At 72.4% G+C, this 18,562-nt stretch carries 16 protein-coding genes; 6 read left to right on the top strand and 10 right to left on the bottom strand.

From position 1 onward, the window contains the following. Positions 1-3 precede the first annotated feature (3 nt). Entirely contained in the window at positions 4-1,197 is a 1,194-nt protein-coding gene (locus tag MRQ36_RS29370; protein ID WP_242799987.1) for a cytochrome P450, read from the bottom strand. 99 nt (positions 1,198-1,296) lie between these two features. On the opposite strand from MRQ36_RS29370, the gene MRQ36_RS29375 reads away from it, so the two are divergent. After that, on the top strand, positions 1,297-2,562 hold the full coding sequence (locus MRQ36_RS29375; protein WP_242799988.1) for a condensation domain-containing protein: 1,266 nt from the start codon (positions 1,297-1,299) through the stop codon (positions 2,560-2,562). Positions 2,563-2,598: 36 nt separating this feature from the next. Here MRQ36_RS29375 and MRQ36_RS29380 read toward each other — a convergent pair whose 3' ends face one another. Further along, positions 2,599-2,940, bottom strand: coding sequence for a VOC family protein (locus tag MRQ36_RS29380; protein ID WP_242799989.1), 342 nt, complete (start codon positions 2,938-2,940; stop codon positions 2,599-2,601). An 82-nt stretch (positions 2,941-3,022) separates the two neighbouring features. On the opposite strand from MRQ36_RS29380, the gene MRQ36_RS29385 reads away from it, so the two are divergent. Next, complete coding sequence (locus tag MRQ36_RS29385) at positions 3,023-4,033, top strand: acyl-CoA dehydrogenase family protein (protein ID WP_242799990.1); 1,011 nt, start codon at positions 3,023-3,025, stop codon at positions 4,031-4,033. Between the two features lie 52 nt (positions 4,034-4,085). Here MRQ36_RS29385 and MRQ36_RS29390 read toward each other — a convergent pair whose 3' ends face one another. Continuing rightward, the gene (locus tag MRQ36_RS29390) at positions 4,086-8,030 is read right to left on the bottom strand and encodes an amino acid adenylation domain-containing protein (protein WP_242799991.1); all 3,945 of its coding nucleotides are present in this window, start codon (positions 8,028-8,030) and stop codon (positions 4,086-4,088) included. A gap of 185 nt (positions 8,031-8,215) precedes the next feature. Next, positions 8,216-8,452, bottom strand: coding sequence for an acyl carrier protein (locus MRQ36_RS29395; RefSeq protein WP_242799992.1), 237 nt, complete (start codon positions 8,450-8,452; stop codon positions 8,216-8,218). Positions 8,453-8,591: 139 nt separating this feature from the next. On the opposite strand from MRQ36_RS29395, the gene MRQ36_RS29400 reads away from it, so the two are divergent. Continuing rightward, positions 8,592-9,611: an MBL fold metallo-hydrolase gene (locus MRQ36_RS29400; protein ID WP_242799993.1), complete on the top strand. Its 1,020-nt coding sequence runs from the start codon at positions 8,592-8,594 to the stop codon at positions 9,609-9,611. Between the two features lie 59 nt (positions 9,612-9,670). Here MRQ36_RS29400 and MRQ36_RS29405 read toward each other — a convergent pair whose 3' ends face one another. The 6 genes from MRQ36_RS29405 to MRQ36_RS29430 are packed head-to-tail and all read right to left on the bottom strand — an operon-like array spanning position 9,671 to position 15,817. Further along, the gene (locus MRQ36_RS29405) at positions 9,671-11,056 is read right to left on the bottom strand and encodes an FAD-binding oxidoreductase (RefSeq protein ID WP_242799994.1); all 1,386 of its coding nucleotides are present in this window, start codon (positions 11,054-11,056) and stop codon (positions 9,671-9,673) included. Between the two features lie 34 nt (positions 11,057-11,090). After that, on the bottom strand, positions 11,091-12,278 hold the full coding sequence (locus MRQ36_RS29410) for a cytochrome P450 (protein ID WP_242799995.1): 1,188 nt from the start codon (positions 12,276-12,278) through the stop codon (positions 11,091-11,093). Continuing rightward, on the bottom strand, positions 12,275-12,760 hold the full coding sequence (locus MRQ36_RS29415; protein WP_242799996.1) for a VOC family protein: 486 nt from the start codon (positions 12,758-12,760) through the stop codon (positions 12,275-12,277). Before MRQ36_RS29415 ends, MRQ36_RS29410 begins: the two co-directional genes overlap by 4 nt. A gap of 20 nt (positions 12,761-12,780) precedes the next feature. Next, positions 12,781-13,008, bottom strand: a complete 228-nt coding sequence (locus MRQ36_RS29420; RefSeq protein WP_242799997.1) for a hypothetical protein — start codon at positions 13,006-13,008, stop codon at positions 12,781-12,783. Continuing rightward, positions 13,005-14,150, bottom strand: a complete 1,146-nt coding sequence (locus MRQ36_RS29425; protein WP_242799998.1) for an FAD-binding oxidoreductase — start codon at positions 14,148-14,150, stop codon at positions 13,005-13,007. Before MRQ36_RS29425 ends, MRQ36_RS29420 begins: the two co-directional genes overlap by 4 nt. Further along, positions 14,147-15,817: a (2,3-dihydroxybenzoyl)adenylate synthase gene (locus tag MRQ36_RS29430; protein ID WP_242799999.1), complete on the bottom strand. Its 1,671-nt coding sequence runs from the start codon at positions 15,815-15,817 to the stop codon at positions 14,147-14,149. Before MRQ36_RS29430 ends, MRQ36_RS29425 begins: the two co-directional genes overlap by 4 nt. A gap of 124 nt (positions 15,818-15,941) precedes the next feature. On the opposite strand from MRQ36_RS29430, the gene MRQ36_RS29435 reads away from it, so the two are divergent. The 3 genes from MRQ36_RS29435 to MRQ36_RS29445 are packed head-to-tail and all read left to right on the top strand — an operon-like array spanning position 15,942 to position 18,453. Then, on the top strand, positions 15,942-16,151 hold the full coding sequence (locus MRQ36_RS29435) for a ferredoxin (protein ID WP_242800000.1): 210 nt from the start codon (positions 15,942-15,944) through the stop codon (positions 16,149-16,151). Next, positions 16,148-17,281 carry a steroid 3-ketoacyl-CoA thiolase gene (locus tag MRQ36_RS29440; RefSeq protein ID WP_242800001.1) on the top strand — a complete coding sequence of 378 codons (1,134 nt, stop codon included), beginning with the start codon at positions 16,148-16,150 and terminating at the stop codon, positions 17,279-17,281. The genes MRQ36_RS29435 and MRQ36_RS29440 overlap by 4 nt, the downstream gene beginning before the upstream one ends. 2 nt (positions 17,282-17,283) lie before the next feature. Further along, positions 17,284-18,453: a CaiB/BaiF CoA-transferase family protein gene (locus tag MRQ36_RS29445; protein WP_242800002.1), complete on the top strand. Its 1,170-nt coding sequence runs from the start codon at positions 17,284-17,286 to the stop codon at positions 18,451-18,453. The last annotated feature ends 109 nt before the right edge of the window (positions 18,454-18,562 follow it).

Below are 18,562 nucleotides of genomic sequence, written 5' to 3' on the forward strand. Positions count from 1 at the left end.
TCCTCAGGCCGGCCGTACGTGCAGCGGGACGCGGTCGTAGGTGCGGAAGTTGAAGCGCGGCCGGCGGACCGGCTCGCCCGCGAACCCGATGTCGCGGGTGGTGGCCAGCAGCCGGTCGAACACCGCCACCCCCTCCGCCCGCGCGAGGGCCGCGCCCACGCACCGGTAGACGCCGGCGCCGAAGCTCAGGTGCGGGTTGGGCGTACGTCCGATGTCGAACCGGTCCGGGTCGGTGAACTGCTCCGGGTCGCGGTTGGCCGACCCGACGAGCAGGTAGAGCACCCGGCCGGGGCGGATGTTCCGCCCGCCCACCTGGATCGGCTCCAGCGGGCTGCGCATGGTGACCTGGATCGGCGCCTCGTAGCGCAGCATCTCCTCGACGGCCGGGGCGGTGAGGTCCGGCCGCTCCCGCAGCCGGGCCAGCTGGTCCGGGTTGCGCAGCAGCGCCACCATGCCGTTGGAGATCATTCCCATGGACGTCTCGAAGCCCGCGTAGAAGACCGTGATCGCGTTGTCGACGATCTCCTGCGGGGTGAGGCGTTCCCCGCCCGCCTCGGTCGCCGCCATCCGGGTGAGCAGGTCGTCGCCGCCGGTGCCGCGACGCAGCAGGTCGGTCAGGTAGCCGCGCAGCCAGCGCAGCGCGGCGACCGCCTCGCCCACGTCCTGGTCGGACAGGAACGCGATGTCGCTGAACGCCCGGACCAGCTGCGCCGCGTACGGCCACAGCTCGGCGCGCTCCGCCGGCGGCACGCCGAGCAGTTCACAGATCACCGCGAGGGGGAACGGCAGGGCCACGTCCGCCACCAGGTCGAGTTCGCCGCCGGCCAGCGCCGGGGCGAGCAGGTCGTCCACCTGTTGCCGCATCGTCGCGTCCAGGCGGCGCACCAGCGCCGGGCTGAACGCGCCGGCGAGCACCTTGGCGGCGAGCGCGTTGCGCCGGCCCAGGTTCTGCCCGGACAGGAACCCGCTCAGCTCGGGATCGCCGACGGTGTACCGGTAGTAGGCCTCCGGCAGGGTCTTGGTGAGCCGCTGGTCCTTGAGCAGCTCGGCCACCTCGCGGTACCGGGGCACCACCCACTGGCCGGGCCCGTTGGGCAGCACCGCGCCGGCGGCGCGGAGGCGGGCGTACGCCGGCACCGGGTCGTCGAGCACCTCCGGTGCCCGTACGTCGAACTGCGGCGTCCGCACGGTGGTCACGCCAGCTATTGTTCGAAGCCTTCCCGCGTGTGTCAAGGAGTCTCCGTCTGATACGCGTAAACGCTAGGAAAGGCTTGTTCGGGGCGGTAGCGTCGCGGCATGAACGAGCTTCCGGCATCGGTGGGGCAGCGGTTGCTGTGGTTGATGGACCACTACCGCGGTCACCGCAACTCCCTCAACGAACAGGTGGTCTGGCACCTGCGCGGACCGCTGGACCGCGCCGCGCTGGACACCGCCGTACGGCGGCTGCACGAACGGCACGACGCGCTGCGCACCACCTTCGTCAGTCGCCGACGGCAGTTCCTCCAGATCGTCAACGACCCCCGGCCCGTGCCGGTCACCGAGCACGACGTCTCCGGCCACGAACAGCCTCGGCTGGCCGCCCGCGACCTGGTCACCGCCGAACTCACCACACCGATCGACGTGTCGGTCTGGCCCACCCGCGTCACGCTGGTCCGGCTGGCCCCCGAGCACCACGTGGTCGTGCTGACCATGCACCACTACGTCAGCGACGACTGGTCCAACGCGCTGCTGTCCCGCGACATCCGGGCCCTGTACGCCGGCGAGCCGCTGCCCGAGGTGCAGTGGCAGTACCCGCGCTGGGCGGCCTGGCACCGGGACCAGGTCGAGGGGGAGCGCGGCCCGGTCCTGGTCGACTACTGGCGTCGGCAGCTGGACGGCGCGCGGCTGCTCGCGCTGCCGGAGGCGGCCGAGGTCCCCCGGGGGGCGGACGAGCCCGCCTCGGTCTGCGTCGAGCTGACCCTGGGCCCGCAGGTGACCGCCGGCCTGCGGGCGCTGGCCCGCAAGCACCGCACCACGCTCTTCCCGGTGATGCTGTCGCTGTTCTACCTGGCGCTGCGGCGCGCCACGGGCCAGTCGGACCTCACGGTGGCGACGCTGTTGGCCAACCGGGCCCGACCCGAGGTCGCCGAGACCGTCGGCTTCTTCGTCACGATGGCGCTGCTGCGCGGCCGGGTGGAGCCGGGCGAACCGTTCGGTGAGCTGGTGCGCCGGACCCGGTCGGTGGTGATGGACGGCCTGCGGCACCAGGAGCTGCCGTCGCAGCTGCTGCCGCCGGGCACGGTGGCCGGCGCGGGCCGTACCGACGACGTGATGTTCCACCTGCTCGGCTCGATGATGTCCCGCGCGGACATGGCCGGCGACGAGCTCGACGACCTGGAGGCGCAACTGGACCGGAGCCGGTTCGCGCTGGAGTTCGTGGTGGTGCCGCGCGACGACGACCTGACCGCGCTGGTGCTGTGCGACCGCGACCGGTTCGTGCCGGACTGGGCGCAGGCGCTGGTGAAGGACTATGTCGAGCTGGCCGCCGCAGTGGTCGCCGACCCGTCCGGCGCGACGGCCTGAACCCCCGCCGGGGCCCACCAGGGCCCCGGCGGGAGGTCACGCGGACGGCAGCTGGCGCAGCCCGAAGGCCACTCCCTGGCTGTCCCGGCACTCGGCGAAGGCACCGTACTGCGGGCTCGGCGGGCGCAGCGGACCCACTTCACCACCCAGCTCACGGACCTTCTCGACCGCTGCGGCGAGGTCGTCGACCTGGAAGTACACGATGATGCTCGGCGGGTCGGTGTCCGGGTGGGATCCGGCCTCGACGTCACCCGGGATGTCGATGTACGAGCCGTGGGTGAGCATCTGGAACTTCCACCCGAACAGCTTCTCGTAGAAGTCCCTGGTCGCTCCCGGGTCCGGTACCGCGAACTCGATGAAGGACGGTTGCCCGGCCATGACACCTCGCTTCCGTTGATGCTGGATGTACGACGAAGAATACGAGAAGATACGCACACATACGAGCCCAAGGAGTACTGACGTGACTGCCACCGCCGATCAGCCCACCGGTCTCCGACAGGCGCAGGAGATCGCCGACCAGGTGTTCTTCCCGGCCGCCGCGACGGTGGACGCGAGTGACCACCTGCCTGTCTCGCATCTCGACCTGTTGGCGGAGCAAGGCTTCTACGGGCTCGCCGCGCCGCCGCACCTGAGCACGCTGGAGCTGCCGGACTTCCCCGCCGTGTGCCGGGTGATCGAGACCCTCGCCAGCGGGTGCCTGACCACCACCTTCGTCTGGGCGCAGCACCACAACGCCGTGATGGCGGCGGCGAACACCCAGAACGAGCAACTCAAGCAGGAGTTCCTGGAGCCGCTCGCCACCGGCCGCCGCCGGTCCGGGCTGGCCATCGGCGCCGCGGTCCGGCCGGGCCCGGCGGCGGTGACCGCGACCGCCGTCGACGGCGGCTGGCTGCTGACCGGTGACGCCCCCTGGGTCAGCGGCTGGGGCCTGGTGGACACTCTCTACGTCGCCGGCCGCGACGGCGACGACACGCTGGTCTGGGCGCTGGTGGACGCCGTCGAGTCCGACTCGTTGACGGTGGAACCGCTGGCGATGACCGCGGTGAACGCGAGCAGCACGGTGACCGTACGGTTCCGCGAGCACTTCGTCCCGGCGGCGCGGATCAGCGGCCTGATGCCGCTGGAGGCGTGGCGTCAGCGCGACCCGGCCACGCTGCGGTTCAACGGTTCCCTCGCGCTCGGCGTGGCGGCGCGGGCCATCGCCCTGGCCGACTCCGAGGACCTGGCCAAGCAGCTCGACAGCACCCGCGACACCCTCGACATGTCCGGCCCGGACACCATGCCGCAGGCCCGCGCGGCGGCCTCCCACCTGGCCCTGCGGGCCTGCGCGACGCTGGCCGTGGCCGAGGGCAGCCGAGCGGTGCTGCGCGACCAGCACGCGCAGCGGCTCATGCGGGAGGCCACGTTCCTGCTGGTGTTCGGCTCCCGGCCGGGCATCCGCAGCGCCCTGACGACGGCCCTGGCGGGCTGACCCACGGCACGAGGGCCGGTCGCGTCGCGGCCGGCCCTCGTTCTGTTCGCTGTCAGTCGTCGACCAGCTGCGCGACCGTGTCGGCGTTCTCCCCGGCGACCATCGCGAAGTGGTCACCGTCGAGGGTGTGGAAGCGCGCCCCGGGCAGGGTGGGCGCGGCCTGCCGCCAGGGGACCAGATAGCCCCCGGCCGGCCCCAGCGTGGTGCAGGACGCCTCCACCACGGTCACCGGCATCCCGTCCTCCGGCGTCACGGTGTATCTCAGCAGCGCCCGCGTGTTCGCCTCGAACGCGCTGAACATGTCCTGCAGCTCGGCGAAGCCGATGGACCGCAGCACGGACAGCTCCGGCGGCGGCGCCGACCAGGTCCGCCGCAGCGCCTCCGTGGTGTCGGCGGGCAGCTCCGGCACCTGCACCGCGGTGCCGGCGAGATTGTGCAGGAAGGCCCGGACCAGGGTGACGCCGTCCGGGGTCGGGTTCGCCGGGTCCCGCAGCCACGGGTCGAGCAGCACGACCCGGCAGTCCCGGCCGTCCCGACGCAGGCGACGCCCCATCTCGTACGCCACCGTCCCGCCGAACGACCAGCCGGCCAGCCGGACCGGACCGTCGTCGAGGACCGGGGTCAGTTCGGCGAGGTAGCCCGCCGCCATCTCCTCGACGGCCCGGTGCCGCCGGGCACCGGCCGAGGTCAGGCCGTACACCCGGTAGCGGGCCCGCAGCCGGTCCACCAGCGGCCGGTAGCAGAGCAGGTCCCCGCCGACCGGGTGCACCAGGACGATCGGCGGCCCGTCCTGCTCGGCCAGCCGCACCAGCGCGGACTCGGCGGCGGTCACGCCCGTCTCGTCCAGCTGCGCGGCGAGGCGCTCCAGCGTGCCGGAGGTGTACAGGGTGGCCAGCGGCAGTCGGCGGCCCAGCCGCTGCTCGATCCGGTTCATCAGCTGCGCCGCCTGCAGCGAGCTGCCGCCCCGGGCGAAGAAGTCGTCCGTGTACGCCACCGAGGTCAGCCCGAGCAGCTCCGACCACAGCTGCGCCAGGACCTGCTCGGTCGGTGTGCGCGGCGTGGCGTCGACGGCCACCGGCGCCACCGTCGCCGACCGGGCCCGTTCGCCCAGCCGCCGGCGGTCCACCTTGCCGTTGCCGGTCAACGGGAGCCGGTCCAGCACCTCGATCACGTGCGGCGTCATGTACGCCGGCAGGGTCGCGCCGAGGTGTTCCTTGAGCTGCGCGACGAGGTGTTCGGCCGCGGCGGTGGCGGCCACGAAGGCGACCAGCGTCACCCCGCGCCCGTCGTTGCGGGCGACCACCGCCGCGTCGGTGACCCTCGGGTGGCTCAGCAGGGCGGCCTCGACTTCGCCCAGCTCGACCCGGAAGCCGTTCACCTTGACCTGCGGGTCCTCCCGACCGAGGAACTCCAGCGTGCCGTCCGGCCAGTAGCGCGCCCAGTCCCCGCTGCGGTAGATCCGCTCCGCGCTGCGGGGATGGGTGAGGAAGGTGGCCGCGGTCAGCTCCGCGTCCCCCAGGTATCCCTCGGCCAGCCCGTGCCCGGCGATGAACAGCTCACCGGGCACCCAGTCGGGACGGTCCGACATCCGACCGTCGAGGACCTGGAAGCGCTGGTTGCGCAGCGGGTATCCGTAGGGGATGGAGACCCAGTGCTCGGGCACCTCGACGGGCACCGGGAAGTAGTTCGACCAGATCGACGCCTCGGTGGCGCCGCCCAGGCTCACGCAGGCGACGTTCGGCGCGATCGCGGACACCTCCGACCCGAGGTGGACCGGCACCCAGTCGCCGCTGACCATGGCCAGTCGCAGCTCGGGCAGGGGCGGCCGGTCACCGGCGCGGACGAAGTCCGTGAACATCAGCAGGTACGCCGGCACGCTGTTCCAGACCGTGACCCCGTACGTCTGGCACAGGTCGTACAGGTGGGTGACCTCCCGTTCGTGTCCGGCGTCGGGGATCACCAGGGTGCCGCCCGCGGCGAAGGTGCCGAAGGTGTCCCACACCGACAGGTCGAAGGTGAAGTCGGAGACCGCCAGCACCCGGTCCCGGGTGCCGACGCCGAACCGCTCGTTGACGTCCACGATGGTGTTGGCCGCGCTGTCGTGGGCGATCATCACGCCCTTCGGCGTGCCGGTGGTCCCGGAGGTGAAGATGACGTACGCCAGCGCCCGGCTGGGCACCGGCACGGTGACCCGGTCCGCGCCGTCGTGCCGGGCCATCGCGGTGGCGATGTCCACGACGTGCACCCCGTCGGCCTCGGGCTCGGCCTCGTTGGTGCGGTCGGACAGCAGCAGGCGCAGGCCGGCGACGTCGGCCACCTGTTCCCGCCGGTGCCGGGGCCACTCCGGGGAGATCGGCACGTACGCCGCCCCGGCCATCAGCACCCCGAGCAGGGCGGCGGTCTGCCGGGGGCCGCGCACCGCCCGCACGCCGACGAGGTCGCCGGGGCGTACCCCCTCGGCGATCAGGTCGGCCGCGATCGCGTTGGCCTGGTCCTGCAGCCGGCCGTAGCTGATCTCGTCGCCGCCGGCGATCACCGCGGTCCGCTCCGGGTTCCGCTCGGCCTGCTTGCGGAACAGGTCGTGCAGGGTCACCATCGGCACCGGTGCGGCGGTGTCGTTGACGGTGCGGCGGATGGTCAGCTGGCGGGCCGGGGTCAGGTCGAAGACCGTCTCCTGCCAGGCGTCGTCGTCGGTGGCCAGCCGGGTGAGCAGCATCCGGTACGCGGCGAACATCTCGTCGATCATGCCGGCCGGGTAGAGGTCGTCGGCGCTGTCCCAGGTGGTCACCAGGGCGTTGTCCGCCACGTACACCTGGTGGTCCAGGGCCACCTGCGGGGTGCGGACCCGGCCCTCCAGGCGTTGCCATCCGAGGTGTTCGAGGAACACGCCCTCACCGGCGTCGCCGACGCCGAGCATGCTGGTGAACACCACGGGCATCGACGCGTGACGCGAGTTGCCGTGCAGTTGGTTCAGCTCACGGATCACCGACACACCGCTGAACGCGGAGTGTTCCAGGTCCCGCAGCAACTGACGACGCCACGCCTTGGCGCGGGCGACGAAGGTGGACTCGGCTGCGCCGGCTGCGCATTCGACCAGCACCGTGCTGCTGAAATTCCCGATGATCTTGTCGGCGTCGGGATGGAAGGGAGATCGTTCGCCGTACATCATGTTTATCGTGAAATCGGGATTCTTCGACCAGTGCCGCAGCACCTCGCAGAACGCGGTACCGAGCACCATGGTGCCGGTCATCCGGTTCTTCTTGATCCGTTCGGCGAGGCCGCTCCACTCGTTCGCCGGCATCCGGAAGACGCGCCGCACGAGCCGCGGGTCGGGGTTCCCGCTGAGTCGTCGGCGCGGCAGCTCCGGCGCCGCCGGCAACGTCTCGAGCCGGTCCATCCAGTATTTGCGGGCGACCGCGTAACTCTCCTCGTCCTTGCGCCGCTCGAAGTCCCGCCGGTACTGCGGGAAGCTGTAGCGCAGCGGTGGCAGTGTCTCCCCGTCCAGCAGGGCGCGGAGCTCCTGGGCGAAGATCTCACCGGAGAATCCGTCCATGGCCAACAGTCGTCCGCACACCTGCACCACGAAGTGGTTGTCCAGCGCGTAGACCGCGACGTCGAACGGGGCGCGGCGGCCCAGGGGCGGGCCGGACCGGCAGATCCGGTCCCGACCGTCGGTGATCACCCGTCGGCAGGTGGCCTCCGGCAGTCCCCGCAGGATGCGGTAGGTCAGGGGGACCGGGAGGTTGTCCTGGATGTGCAGCAGGCCGGCCTCGTCGAAGGTCGCCCGGAGCATCTCGTGGCGTTGCATCAACTGGTAGAGGGCATTGCTGAAGGCTTGCAGGTCCAGCCCGTGGCACGCGTACTCCTCGTAGAAAAGCGCGGGTCCGCCGAGCTGGAAGTCGCCGATCTCGCCGAGCAGATACGCGTACTGGAGTTCGCTGAGGGGTGCAGTGATGGGGGGCGGCTCGTGTTCTTGCAGATCGGAAAGCAAATCCATCTGTCTGGCTCCCAGTGTTCGTGCCAACGGGCTGGACGCAGCAGGACATATCCGAGCAGGACGGCACGGGCCCTCGTGACCGGAACGGGGTTGTCGCGGGGTGCGACGTCACGCTCACACAGCGGGTGAGGTAGGTCAATCAACCCTTTGGGCGAGGAAGGCAGGGAGGTTAGTGGCTCCAATGTCTACTTGGCCGGGGCGGATCGAACCGTATCGACATAAGCCGTTAGTTCGGCGGGAGTCGGTTGATCGAAGACCTCGACCATCGGAATCTGCACACCGAAGACGATTTTTACCCAATGGACGATGGCGGCGGCCGCCATCGAATCACCTTCAAGGTCGTCGAAGAAGTCCGATTCGGACGTAACGGTGGTTTTGAAAATGTTCTGCCAGATGTCCAGCATTCGTTGCTGGTCGTCCATGGCGCCCCCTCGGTCGACGTCAGAAGCATGCTGTCAAACACTCGCATACACGAGCTACGCTAGCGCAGACACGAGACTTGGCAAGGCATGGTCGGGGAGTCGACGCCCGGCCGAGCCGCACGGAGTTGCGGAGCTGACGATGAGGTATCCCCGTAGTGTCTACCGCCTGTACGACCGGCTGCGCGCCGAGAGACGAGGAGAACGCAGCTGGCCGGCCAGCTTCGCCGACCGGCTCACCCATCCGGTGCCCGGCTCCCGCGCGGTGCGCCGGCTGATGCTCTCCGGCGGCATGCGTCCCGACCTCACCGACGCCGCCCGCATCCCGGTGCGACCGCACGCCGGGTTGCCCGCCGTGCCGCCCACCGAGGTCGACGTCACCTGGGCCGGCCACGCGTCCTGCGTGCTGCGCATCGGCGGTCTGGTGGTGCTCACCGACCCGGTGTGGTCCACCCGGATCCCCGGCGTCCGACCCCGGCTCACCCCTCCCGGCGTGCCGTGGGAGGCCCTGCCGCGCGTCGACGTGGTGGTGATCAGCCACAACCACTTCGACCACCTCGACGCCCCCACCGTACGCCGGTTGCCCCGCGACACCCGGATGCTCGTCCCCGGCGGCCTGGGCTGGTGGTTCCGCCGCCTCGGCTTCAGTCGGGTGTCCGAACTGGACTGGTGGGAGACCGCCGAGGTCGGACAGGTGCGTTTCACGTTCACCCCGTCGCACCACTGGAGCCGCCGGACGCTGTTCGACGGCTGTCGCAGCCTCTGGGGCGGCTGGGTGATGACCGCGCGGCCGGACACTCCCGCGGCCACCACCGTCTACTTCGCCGGCGACTCCGCCTACGGGGGGTACTTCGCCGAGATCGGCGCCCGCTGCCCCGGCATCGACCTGGCGATCATGCCGGTGGGCGCGTACCTGCCCCGGTGGTTCATGAAGCCGCTGCACATGAGCCCGGCCGAGGCGGTCCGGGCCTGCGGCGACCTGGGGGCCCCGCGCATGATGACCATGCACTGGGGCACCTTCGTGCTCTCCGCCGAGACGCCGATGGCCCCCGTCGAGCAGGCGCGGATCGCCTGGCGGGAGGCCGGCCGCGACGAGCACGACCTCTGGGACCTGGCGGTGGGCGAGTCGCGGACCCTGCTGCCGGCGAACACGACCGGCTGAAAGCCCAGGGTGCCCCGGACCTCGGTCCGGGGCACCCTGGGCGCGGCTGGGCGTCAGCGCTAGCGGCTGCCCGGTGCCGGGCGGCGCGCGAAGAACCGCTTCGGCGCCAGCGCCGCCTGGTAGGGCAGCATCAGCGGCAACCGGTCACCGACCCGCTGCCGCCAGATGAAGAACTCCCCGCCCTTGTTGCCGAAGCCGCCGGGCAGGAACTTCGGCTGGTTGACCGTCACGAAGGCGAGGTCGGTGAACTCGGTCTGCCGGCGCAGGACCAGGTCCCGCAGGATCTTGCCGCCGGTGTGGCTGGCCGCGATGCCGCTGCCGGTGTACCCGTGGCCGTACACCATGTCCGACGGGGTGCGACCGAACTGCGGGATGAACGTGTGGCTCCAGCTGATCAGGCCGCCGTTGGCGTGGCTGAACCGCACGTCCCGCCACTGCGGGAAGAACGTCCGGAAGGACTGCTCCAGCTTGGCGTACGCGTCGTCGTTGTGCCGGTGCCGGGGATCGGTGTCACGGTCGCCGAACATGTACCAGAGGCCACCGGCCCAGAGCACCCGGTTGTCCGGGGTGAGCCGCGCCGCGGTGGAGAACGACAGCGAGTTCGCCACCCCCTCGCCACCCGGCCAGGCCACCCGGGCGAGCTGGGCGTCGGTCAGCGGCTCGGTCACCATCAGGTAGTTCCACACCGGCATCTGCCGGGGGTACAGCTCGGGGAACTGCCCCTGCAGCGCGTTGGTGGCCATCACCACCTGGTCGGCGACGATCGTGCCCTTCGGCGTGGTCACCCGCCACTTGCCGTCGACCTTCTCCACCGTCTCGGCCGGGGTGTGCTCGTAGATCGGCACCTGCTGCTCCCGCACCACCCGGGCCAGCCCGAGGACCAGCCGGTACGGGTTGAGCAGCGCGCCGCTCACCTTGAGCGCGCCGAGCACCGTGGGGGAGCCGATCCGCTCCTGCGCCTCCTGGGCGTCCAGCAGCCGGAAGGACGCCACCCCCGCCTTGCGGGCCCGCTTGATCTGCAACTCCAGCCGGGCCAGCTGCTTGGTGTCGGTGGCCACCTGCAGGATGCCGCTGTTCTGGTACTGCGCGTCGATGCCGTTCTGCCGGCAGAACCGGCCGATCTCCAGCACCGACCGGGCCACCGACTTGTAGACCCCGCCGGCCTTCTCCTTGCCGTAGTACCAGAGCAGTCGGCGCAGCACCTTGCCCGCGGTCATCTGCACGAAGCCCGCGTTCATGCCGGAGGCACCGCCGCCGACCGCGCCGGCCTCCACCACCGCGACCGACATGCCGGGCTCGGCCTGCTTGAGGAAGTGCGCGGCCCAGAGGCCGGTGTAGCCGGCGCCGACGATGCAGACGTCGCAGCTGAGGTCACCGTCCAGCGGTTCGCCGGGTTCCGCCGTCGCGGTCTCGTGCCAGTAGATGTCGGTGGACAGCCGGTCCATGGAGTGTCTCCTTCAGCGCAGGTGCGGCATGGGGTCAGGCGGGCCGGAGGACCAGCGGAAGATGCTCGAACGACCGCAGGCTCCCGTGCCGGCGCCGGCGGGCGCCGTGGTCGCGGCCGAGGTCGCGGAACCGGGTGGCCAGCGCGGTGAAGACCAGCTCACCCATCAGCCGGGCGAGCGCGGTGCCGAGGCAGCGGTGCAGGCCACCGCCGAAGCCCAGGTGCGGGTTCGGGGTCCGGCCGATGTCCAGCCGGTCGGGCTCGTGGAACGCCGCCGGGTCGCGGTTCGCCGCGCCCAGCAGCAGCATCACCGACCGGCCGGCCCGGATCTTGTGGCCGTCCTGGACGATCGGTTCGCGGCACACCCGGATCGCGTTCTGGATCGGGGAGTCGAAGCGCAGGAACTCGTCGATCGCGGTGCTCACCAGGCCGGGCTCGGCCCGCAGCCGGTCCAGCTGGTCCGGCTGGTCGAGCAGCGCCGCGCAGCCGTTGGAGAGCAGTCCCATCGTGGTCTCGAACCCGGCGTGGAAGAGGAACAGCAGGTTGTCCACGATCGGTCCCACGCCCACCCGCCGGGCCGCCGGGTCGTCCGCGTACAGGGCGGCGAGGCCGGAGTCGCCGTCGCGCAGCAACGCGGCCACGTACTCCCGCAGCCAGGTCACCGCCACGTCGACCTCGCCGCGCTCCGCCAGGGTCAGGTTCGCCGCGTCGAACACCTTGGCCAGGTCCACCACCCGGGGCAGCACCGCGTCCCGGTCGGCGTCCGGGATGCCGATCAGCCGGCAGATCACCGTCACCGGCAGCGGTACGGCGAGCCCGGTGACCAGGTCCATCCGGCCGGTGTCCAGGGCGGGCACCAGCAACTGGTCGACCAACGCGCGGACGTCGTCGGTCATCGCCCGGACGGCGGCGACGGAGAACGCCCGACCGAGGAACCGGCGCAGCTCGGTGTGCTCCGGCGGGTCCTGGGTGAGCACGATCCGCCCGGGAAAGGCGGCGGCCGGCCCCTCGCCCAGGGTGAGCCGGATGAAGTCCGGCGGGAAGTGGCTGGCCAGGCGGGCGTCCCGCAGCAGCGCGCTGGCCGCGGCGTGCCGCACCACCAGGGACTGGCCGAACTCGCCACGCACCACGGCACCCTGCTCCCGCAACCGCGCGTACTCGGGGTACGGGTCGTCCGAGGAGGCCAGGTCGACCGCCTGGATGCGGGGCCGGGCGTCGGTCACGACGACGCCCGCGCGGCGCGCTTGGCCCGGTGGTGCTCCCGCATCCGGCGCATGAAGTAGTCCGCGTTGAGCCAGTACAGCTCGAGCCAGATGTTGTCCGGGTCGCGCAGCCACACGCCGTACCCGGCCTCCAGGAACAACTCCTGCACCCCGCCGTGCGGGGTCCCGGTGCGGTCCAGATGCGCCACCCACTCCAGCAGCGTCTCCCGCTCGGGTACGTGGAAGGCCAGGTGGTGCAGGCCGACCCGGTGCTCGTCGAACGGCTCGGTGCTGGGCTCGTCGGCCTGGCCGAGCACGATCGAGGTGAGCGCCCGGGAGTGCAGCAGGGTGCGGAAGTGGAAGCCGGACTCCACCGGCCGGGCGTCGCGCACCACCGTGAAGCCGAGCGCCCGGCAGTACCACTCGGTGCTGCGCTCCAGGTCGCGGACGGTGAGGTTGATGTGGGTGCCGCCGTTCAGCGCCGGTACCGCGTCGCCGGTCATCTCGGTTCCTCTCGCAGGTGTCACAGGACGGTCCGCATCACCACGCCGGCCAGCGGCGCGGGGCGGCCGGTACGGTCCTCGTAGCGGTCGGCCAGGGTGGCCAGGGCGCTGACCCCTCGGACGCCGAGGAAGCGCAGCGGTTCGGGCTCCCAGCGGCGGGCCCGGTGCCCGGTCCAGCACAGCCGCGCCTCCGGGCGGTTGACCCCGGCGACCAGACCGGCCAGGGTGCGCCCGGCGAGGTTGCTCAACGCGATGCCCTCGCCGCTGTAGCCGCCGGCGTGGCCGAGCCCGGACGCCGGGTCGTAGACGACGGCCGGCTCGCTGTCCCGGTGCAGGCCGTACGCGCCGGCCCAGCGGTCGGTGATCGGGTGCCCGGCCAGCGCCGGAACATCTCGGCCGCGGCGGCACGGAGCCGGGCGAACGTGCGGTCGCCGTACCGGCCGGCGGCCGAGGTGCCGGAGCCCGCCCGGTGTTGGCGCCCTGCCCGCCGACGACCAGCCGGTCCTCGGCCGTGCGGTGGAAGTAGGCGAACTGGTAGCGGAGTCGGCGACGGTGACCCGGCCGCGCCAGCCGACCTGCGCCCACGCCTCGCCGGCAGCGGTGCGGTGGCGATCGCCCGGGAGATGACCGGCAGCACCCGGCGGGCGTGCCCGGTCAGGCCACCCGTGTACGCCTCGGTGGCGGTCAAAACCGCCGGCGCCCGGATCACCGCGTCCGGGGTGACCACGGTGCCCGGGGTGACCCGCACGGCGCGGGTGTGCTCGGCGATCGTGACCCCGCGCCGCTCCACCGCGACGGCCAGCCCGGCGGCGAGCGCGGCCGGCTGCACCGCCGCGCAGTGCGGCGTGAAGCCGGCGAGCCGGACCCCGTCGACCCGCACGTACGCGTCGGCCTCGGCCGGTCCGAGCAGGGTCAGGTCCCGGATGCCGAGCTTCAGTCGCATGTCCTGCCAGGCGCGCAGCCGGTCCTCCTGCGGCCGGGTACGCGCCACGTAGAGCGAACCGTCCCGGGTGAAGCCCGCGTCGACGGACTCCGCGTCGAGCACCCGTTCGATCTCGTCGAGGGTCTTGCGGGCGGTGCGGAAGAAGCGCATCGCGTCCATCGGCCCGTACCGGCGCACCAGGGACGCCAGCAGCGCCGGCATCTCGGCCGTGCACCAGCCCCCGTTGCGCCCGGACGCGCCGTAGCCCACCGACTCGGCCTCGATCACCAGCACCCGGCGGTCCGGCGCGAGGACGCTGAGGTAGTACGCGGTCCACAGCCCGGTGAACCCGGCGCCGATGATCACCACGTCGGCGGTCACCTCGCCGTGCAGCGCCGGCCGGTCCGGCCGCGGCGGCAGCTCCCGCTGCCAGAGGCTGCCGGGCTCGCGGGTCGCGGCGGTGCTCACGACGACGCCAGGACGGTGTCGCCACCCCGCGCCGCCGGGACGTCCGGTCGCCGACGTACGCCGTCCGCCGCCCGCTGCGCGGCCAGCGCCCGACGGTCCACCTTGCCCACCGAGGTCTGCGGCAGCGCGTCGACCACGTCGAGGCGGTCCGGCAGCTTGTAGTCGGCCAGCCCCCGGTCGCGCAGCAGCGCGCGCACCTCGGCGAGGGTGGGTGCCGCGCCGTCGACGACCACCACCGCGCAGACCTTCTCCCCGAGGCCGGCGTCCGGCACCGGCACCACGGCGGCGGCGCGGATCCGGTCGTGGGCGAGCAGGTGGGACTCCACCTCGTCGGCCACCACCTTCTCGCCGCCCCGGTTGATCACGTCCTTGATCCGGCCGGTGATGACCAGCTCGCCGGTCGGGGTGAGGCGGGCCAGGTCGCCGGTGCGCAGGAAGCCGTCGGCGGTGAACACCGTGCGGTTGTGCTCCGGCACCGCGTAGTAGCCGCGCAGCACGCACGGCCCGCGTACCAGCAGCTCGCCGATCTCACCGGCGGGCACCGGCCGGTCGTCGGCGTCCACCACCACCAGCTCGTCGTCCGGGCACATCGGCGTGCCCTGGGTGGTCGCCGCGAGCTCGTCGCCGTCGCCGGGCCGGGTGAAGCAGAGCAGTCCCTCGGCCATGCCGAACCACTGGGTCAGGGTCGCGCCCAGCACCGGCCGGACCGCCCGTCCGGTCTCCGGGTGCAGGACCGCGCCGCCCACCTCGATGGTCACGCCGGTCAGGTCCGCGCCGAACAGCGGCCCGGTCTCCAGCCAGAGCGACAGCACCGCGGGCATCACCGTGGTGAGCCGGACGCGTTCCTGTCTGATCAGCGGGAACACCTCGTCCGGGCTGGGACTGGCGGCCAGCACGGCCCGACCACCGGCGCGGAGCGCACCCAGCACGCCGGGGCAGCCGAGGGCGGCGTTGTGCGCGACCGGCACGGCGGCCAGGTACGCGTCGTCCGCCCCGAAGCCCATCTCGGCCGCGGTGGCCCGCAGTTGGAACGCGTAGTCGTCGTGGGTGCGGGGGATCAGCTTGGGCAGGCCGGTGGTGCCCCCGGACAGCAGGAAGAACGCCACGTCGGACGGCTGCGGTCCGGCCAGCGGCCGGGGTGTCCCGCGCACCTGCGACCAGGCGGTGAACTCGCCCGGGTCACCGACGACCAGGACGTGCCGCAGCCCGGGGTGCGCGGCGCGTACCTGGGCGGCGAGGTCCCGGTAGTCGACGCCGACCCCGCGGTCCGTGGTGATCAGGGCGACCGCCTCGGCGTAGCCGGCGAGGTAGTCCAGTTCGGCCCGGCGGTGCGCGGGCAGGGCGAGGACCGGCAGCGCGCCGAGTCGGAACAGCGCCACGCAGGTGGTGACGAACTCGGGGCTGTTCGGCAGCTGCACGATCACCCGGTCGCCCCGGGCAATGCCGAGGTCGGCCAGGCCGGCGGCCAGCTCGTCGGCGCGGGTGTCGAGTTCGGCGTAGCTGTGCCGGCCGGTCCTGGTCACCACGGCGGTGCGTTGCGGGTCCCGCGCCTGCGGGCTCCAGTCGGGCCAGGGCCGCAGCAGGTCACCCAGCACCTCGCCGCGCCAGTAACCCTTGGCCCGGTAGCGGGCCGCGAATTCCGGCGGCCAAGCAGTGAAGCCTTCCACACGAACCTCCCGCGGAGCCGGATGTCGGCGCAAACGCTAGACGAGGGTCTGTTCAAGATACAAGACTCTCTTGGCACATACGAGTCTCGTGTTTTCCAGATACGAGTGTTTGACTACGGGACGGATGGAGGGGATCGACGTGCGGGTACGAATCGACTACGACAGCTGCGACAGCAACGGACTCTGCGCCCAGGCGGCGCCGGAGGTGTTCGAGGTCCGCGACGACGACCTGCTGTACGTGCTGCAGGAGCGTCCACCCGAGCCGCTGTGGGACGCCGTGCAGGAGGCGGAACGGGCCTGCCCCAAGTTCGCGATCCGGCTGGAGCGCGAGTGACCGCCGCCCGGGAGCCGGTGGTGGTCGCCGCCCTGCGCACCCCGATCGGCCGGCGCGGCGGCGCGCTGAGCGGACTCAAGGCCGTCGAGTTGCTGCGGCACGTGCTGGCCGGAGTGATCGCCGAGGCGGGGATCGAACCCGGCCAGGTCGACCAGGTGGTCGGCGGCTGCGTGACCCAGGCGGGGGAGCAGAGCCTCAACGTGACCCGCAACGCCTGGCTGAACGCCGGCTGGGATCCCGCGGTGGGCTGCACCACGGTGGACGCCTCGTGCGGGTCGGCGCAGCAGGCCAACCACCTGGTCGCCGCCCTGATCGGCAGCGGGGCGATCGACGTGGGCATCGCCTGCGGGGTCGAGTCGATGAGCCGGGTGCCGATCGGGGTCAACCTCTACCAGGGGCCGGGCCACTACAAGACCGCCGACTACCCCTGGGACGACCCACCGAAGTCCCAGTTCGGCGGGGCGGAACGGATCGCCGCCCGGGAGGGGTTCACCCGCGCCGACGTCGACGCCTACGGCGTGGCATCGCAGCACCGGGCCCGGCAGGCGTGGGACGCCGGCCACTTCACCGCCGAGGTGCTGCCGATCGCCGGCCTGGCCCGGGACGAGGGCCTGCGCGAGACCACCTGCGCGGGCCTGGCCGGGCTGCGCCCGAACGTGCCCGGTGCGGTGCACACCGCCGGCACCACCTCGCAGATCTCCGACGGCGCGGCGGCGCTGCTGTGGATGTCCCGGGACCGCGCCGAGGCGCTGGGACTGCGACCCCGGGCCCGGCTGCTGGGGCAGACGGTCACCGGCGCCGACCCGTACTTCCTGCTGGACGGCCCGGTCGCCGCGACCGCCCGGGTGCTGACGCGCACCGGCATGAAGATCGGCGACCTGGACACCTACGAGGTGAACGAGGCCTTCGCCGCCGTGGTGCTCAACTGGGCCCGCCGGTACGACGTCGACCCGGCCCGGGTGAACACCGGCGGCGGCGCCATCGCGCTCGGCCACCCGCTGGGCTGCAGCGGCAGCCGGCTGCTGGTCACCGCCCTGCACGAGCTGGAACGCCGGGACGCCGAGACCGCCCTGGTGACGATGTGCTGCGGCGGGTCGCTCGGCACCGCGACGATCCTGCAGCGGGTGTGAGCGTGGACCGCGAGGAGTTCTACCGCGCGGCCCGTACCGACGTCACCGGGCCGTTGCACGGGCTGGTCGTGATCGAGGTGGCCAAGGTGTGGTCCGGGCCGCTGGCCACCTGCGTGCTGGCGGACATGGGCGCCGACGTGATCCGGGTCGAGCTGCCGTACGGCCGCGACGGCGACGTGCCCCCGGCGATCCCCGGCACCGGCCTGTCCTGGTTCCGGGAGACGGTCAACCGCAACAAACGCAGCGTGGGGCTGGACCTGCGTACCGATGAGGGGCGCACGGCGTTCCTCGACCTGGTGCGCCGGGCGGACCTGGTGGTGGAGAACTACCGGCCGGGCACCCTCGCCGGCTGGGGCGTCGGCTACGACGACTGCCGCGCGGTCCGCCCGGACCTGGTGATGGTCTCGATCACCGGGTGGGGCCAGTACGGCACGGACATCGACCGGCCCGCCTACGACCCGGTGATCCAGGCCGCGAGCGGCTGGATGGCGCTCAACGGCGAGCCGGGCGGCGGCCCGGTACGCGCGCCCACCTTCCTCGCCGACGAGCTGGCGGGCCTGCACGCGGCGATCGGCGCCCTCGCGGCGCTGGCCCACCGCGACCGCACCGGCGAGGGCCAGCACGTCGACGTGTCCATGCTGGACAGCCTGCTGGCCAGCAGCTGCGGCCTGCTCACCCTGGCCGCGGCCGGCGCCGCCCCGGACCGGTGGGGCAACGCGACCGACTTCGCGGTGCCATCCAACGTCTACCCCTGTGCCGACGGTGCCGCGGTCTACCTGTCGGTGGCGCTGGACAAGCACTGGCGGGCGCTGACCGGCATCCTGGGCTGCCCGGAACTGGCCCGCGCGCCCGGTTACGAGCGGCTGGCCGGGCGGCGGGAGAACCGCGCGGAGATCGACGCCCGGGTGGCGGCGTGGTGCCGCGCCAGACCGGCGGACGAGGTGCTGCGGGAGCTGGGCGCCGCCGGCCTGGTCGCCGAACGGGTCCGGAACCTGACCGAGGTGGCCGCCGACCCGCACGTCCGGGTCCGGGAGATGCTGCAGGACACCACCCTGCACAACGGGACCACGGCCCCGCTGACCGGCCCGGCGGTGAAGTTCTCCCGGACGCCCACCCGGATCCGGCACGCCGCACCGGCCCCCGGCGCGGACACCGGATCCATCGTGTCATGACGAGTGTTGAACTCGCCTCTTCGCTTCTCTCTTGCCTTCCTCGCTCGAATGTTCCACGATGAGAGCCAACATACGAGCTTGTATGTCGAAGTGTTTTCCGCATCCGAGG

The sequence above is a fragment of the Micromonospora sp. R77 genome (genome assembly GCF_022747945.1).
Lineage (GTDB): Bacteria > Actinomycetota > Actinomycetes > Mycobacteriales > Micromonosporaceae > Micromonospora.

Excerpts from the sequence above, each read along its gene's own strand:
- MRQ36_RS29375 (WP_242799988.1), top strand. The coding sequence starts at position 1,297 with ATGAACGAGCTTCCGGCATCGGTGGGGCAGCGGTTGCTGTGGTTGATG.
- MRQ36_RS29380 (WP_242799989.1), bottom strand. The coding sequence starts at position 2,940 with ATGGCCGGGCAACCGTCCTTCATCGAGTTCGCGGTACCGGACCCGGGA.
- MRQ36_RS29390 (WP_242799991.1), bottom strand. The coding sequence starts at position 8,030 with ATGGATTTGCTTTCCGATCTGCAAGAACACGAGCCGCCCCCCATCACT.
- MRQ36_RS29395 (WP_242799992.1), bottom strand. The coding sequence starts at position 8,452 with ATGGACGACCAGCAACGAATGCTGGACATCTGGCAGAACATTTTCAAA.
- MRQ36_RS29400 (WP_242799993.1), top strand. The coding sequence starts at position 8,592 with ATGAGGTATCCCCGTAGTGTCTACCGCCTGTACGACCGGCTGCGCGCC.
- MRQ36_RS29405 (WP_242799994.1), bottom strand. The coding sequence starts at position 11,056 with ATGGACCGGCTGTCCACCGACATCTACTGGCACGAGACCGCGACGGCG.
- MRQ36_RS29415 (WP_242799996.1), bottom strand. The coding sequence starts at position 12,760 with ATGACCGGCGACGCGGTACCGGCGCTGAACGGCGGCACCCACATCAAC.
- MRQ36_RS29435 (WP_242800000.1), top strand. The coding sequence starts at position 15,942 with ATGGAGGGGATCGACGTGCGGGTACGAATCGACTACGACAGCTGCGAC.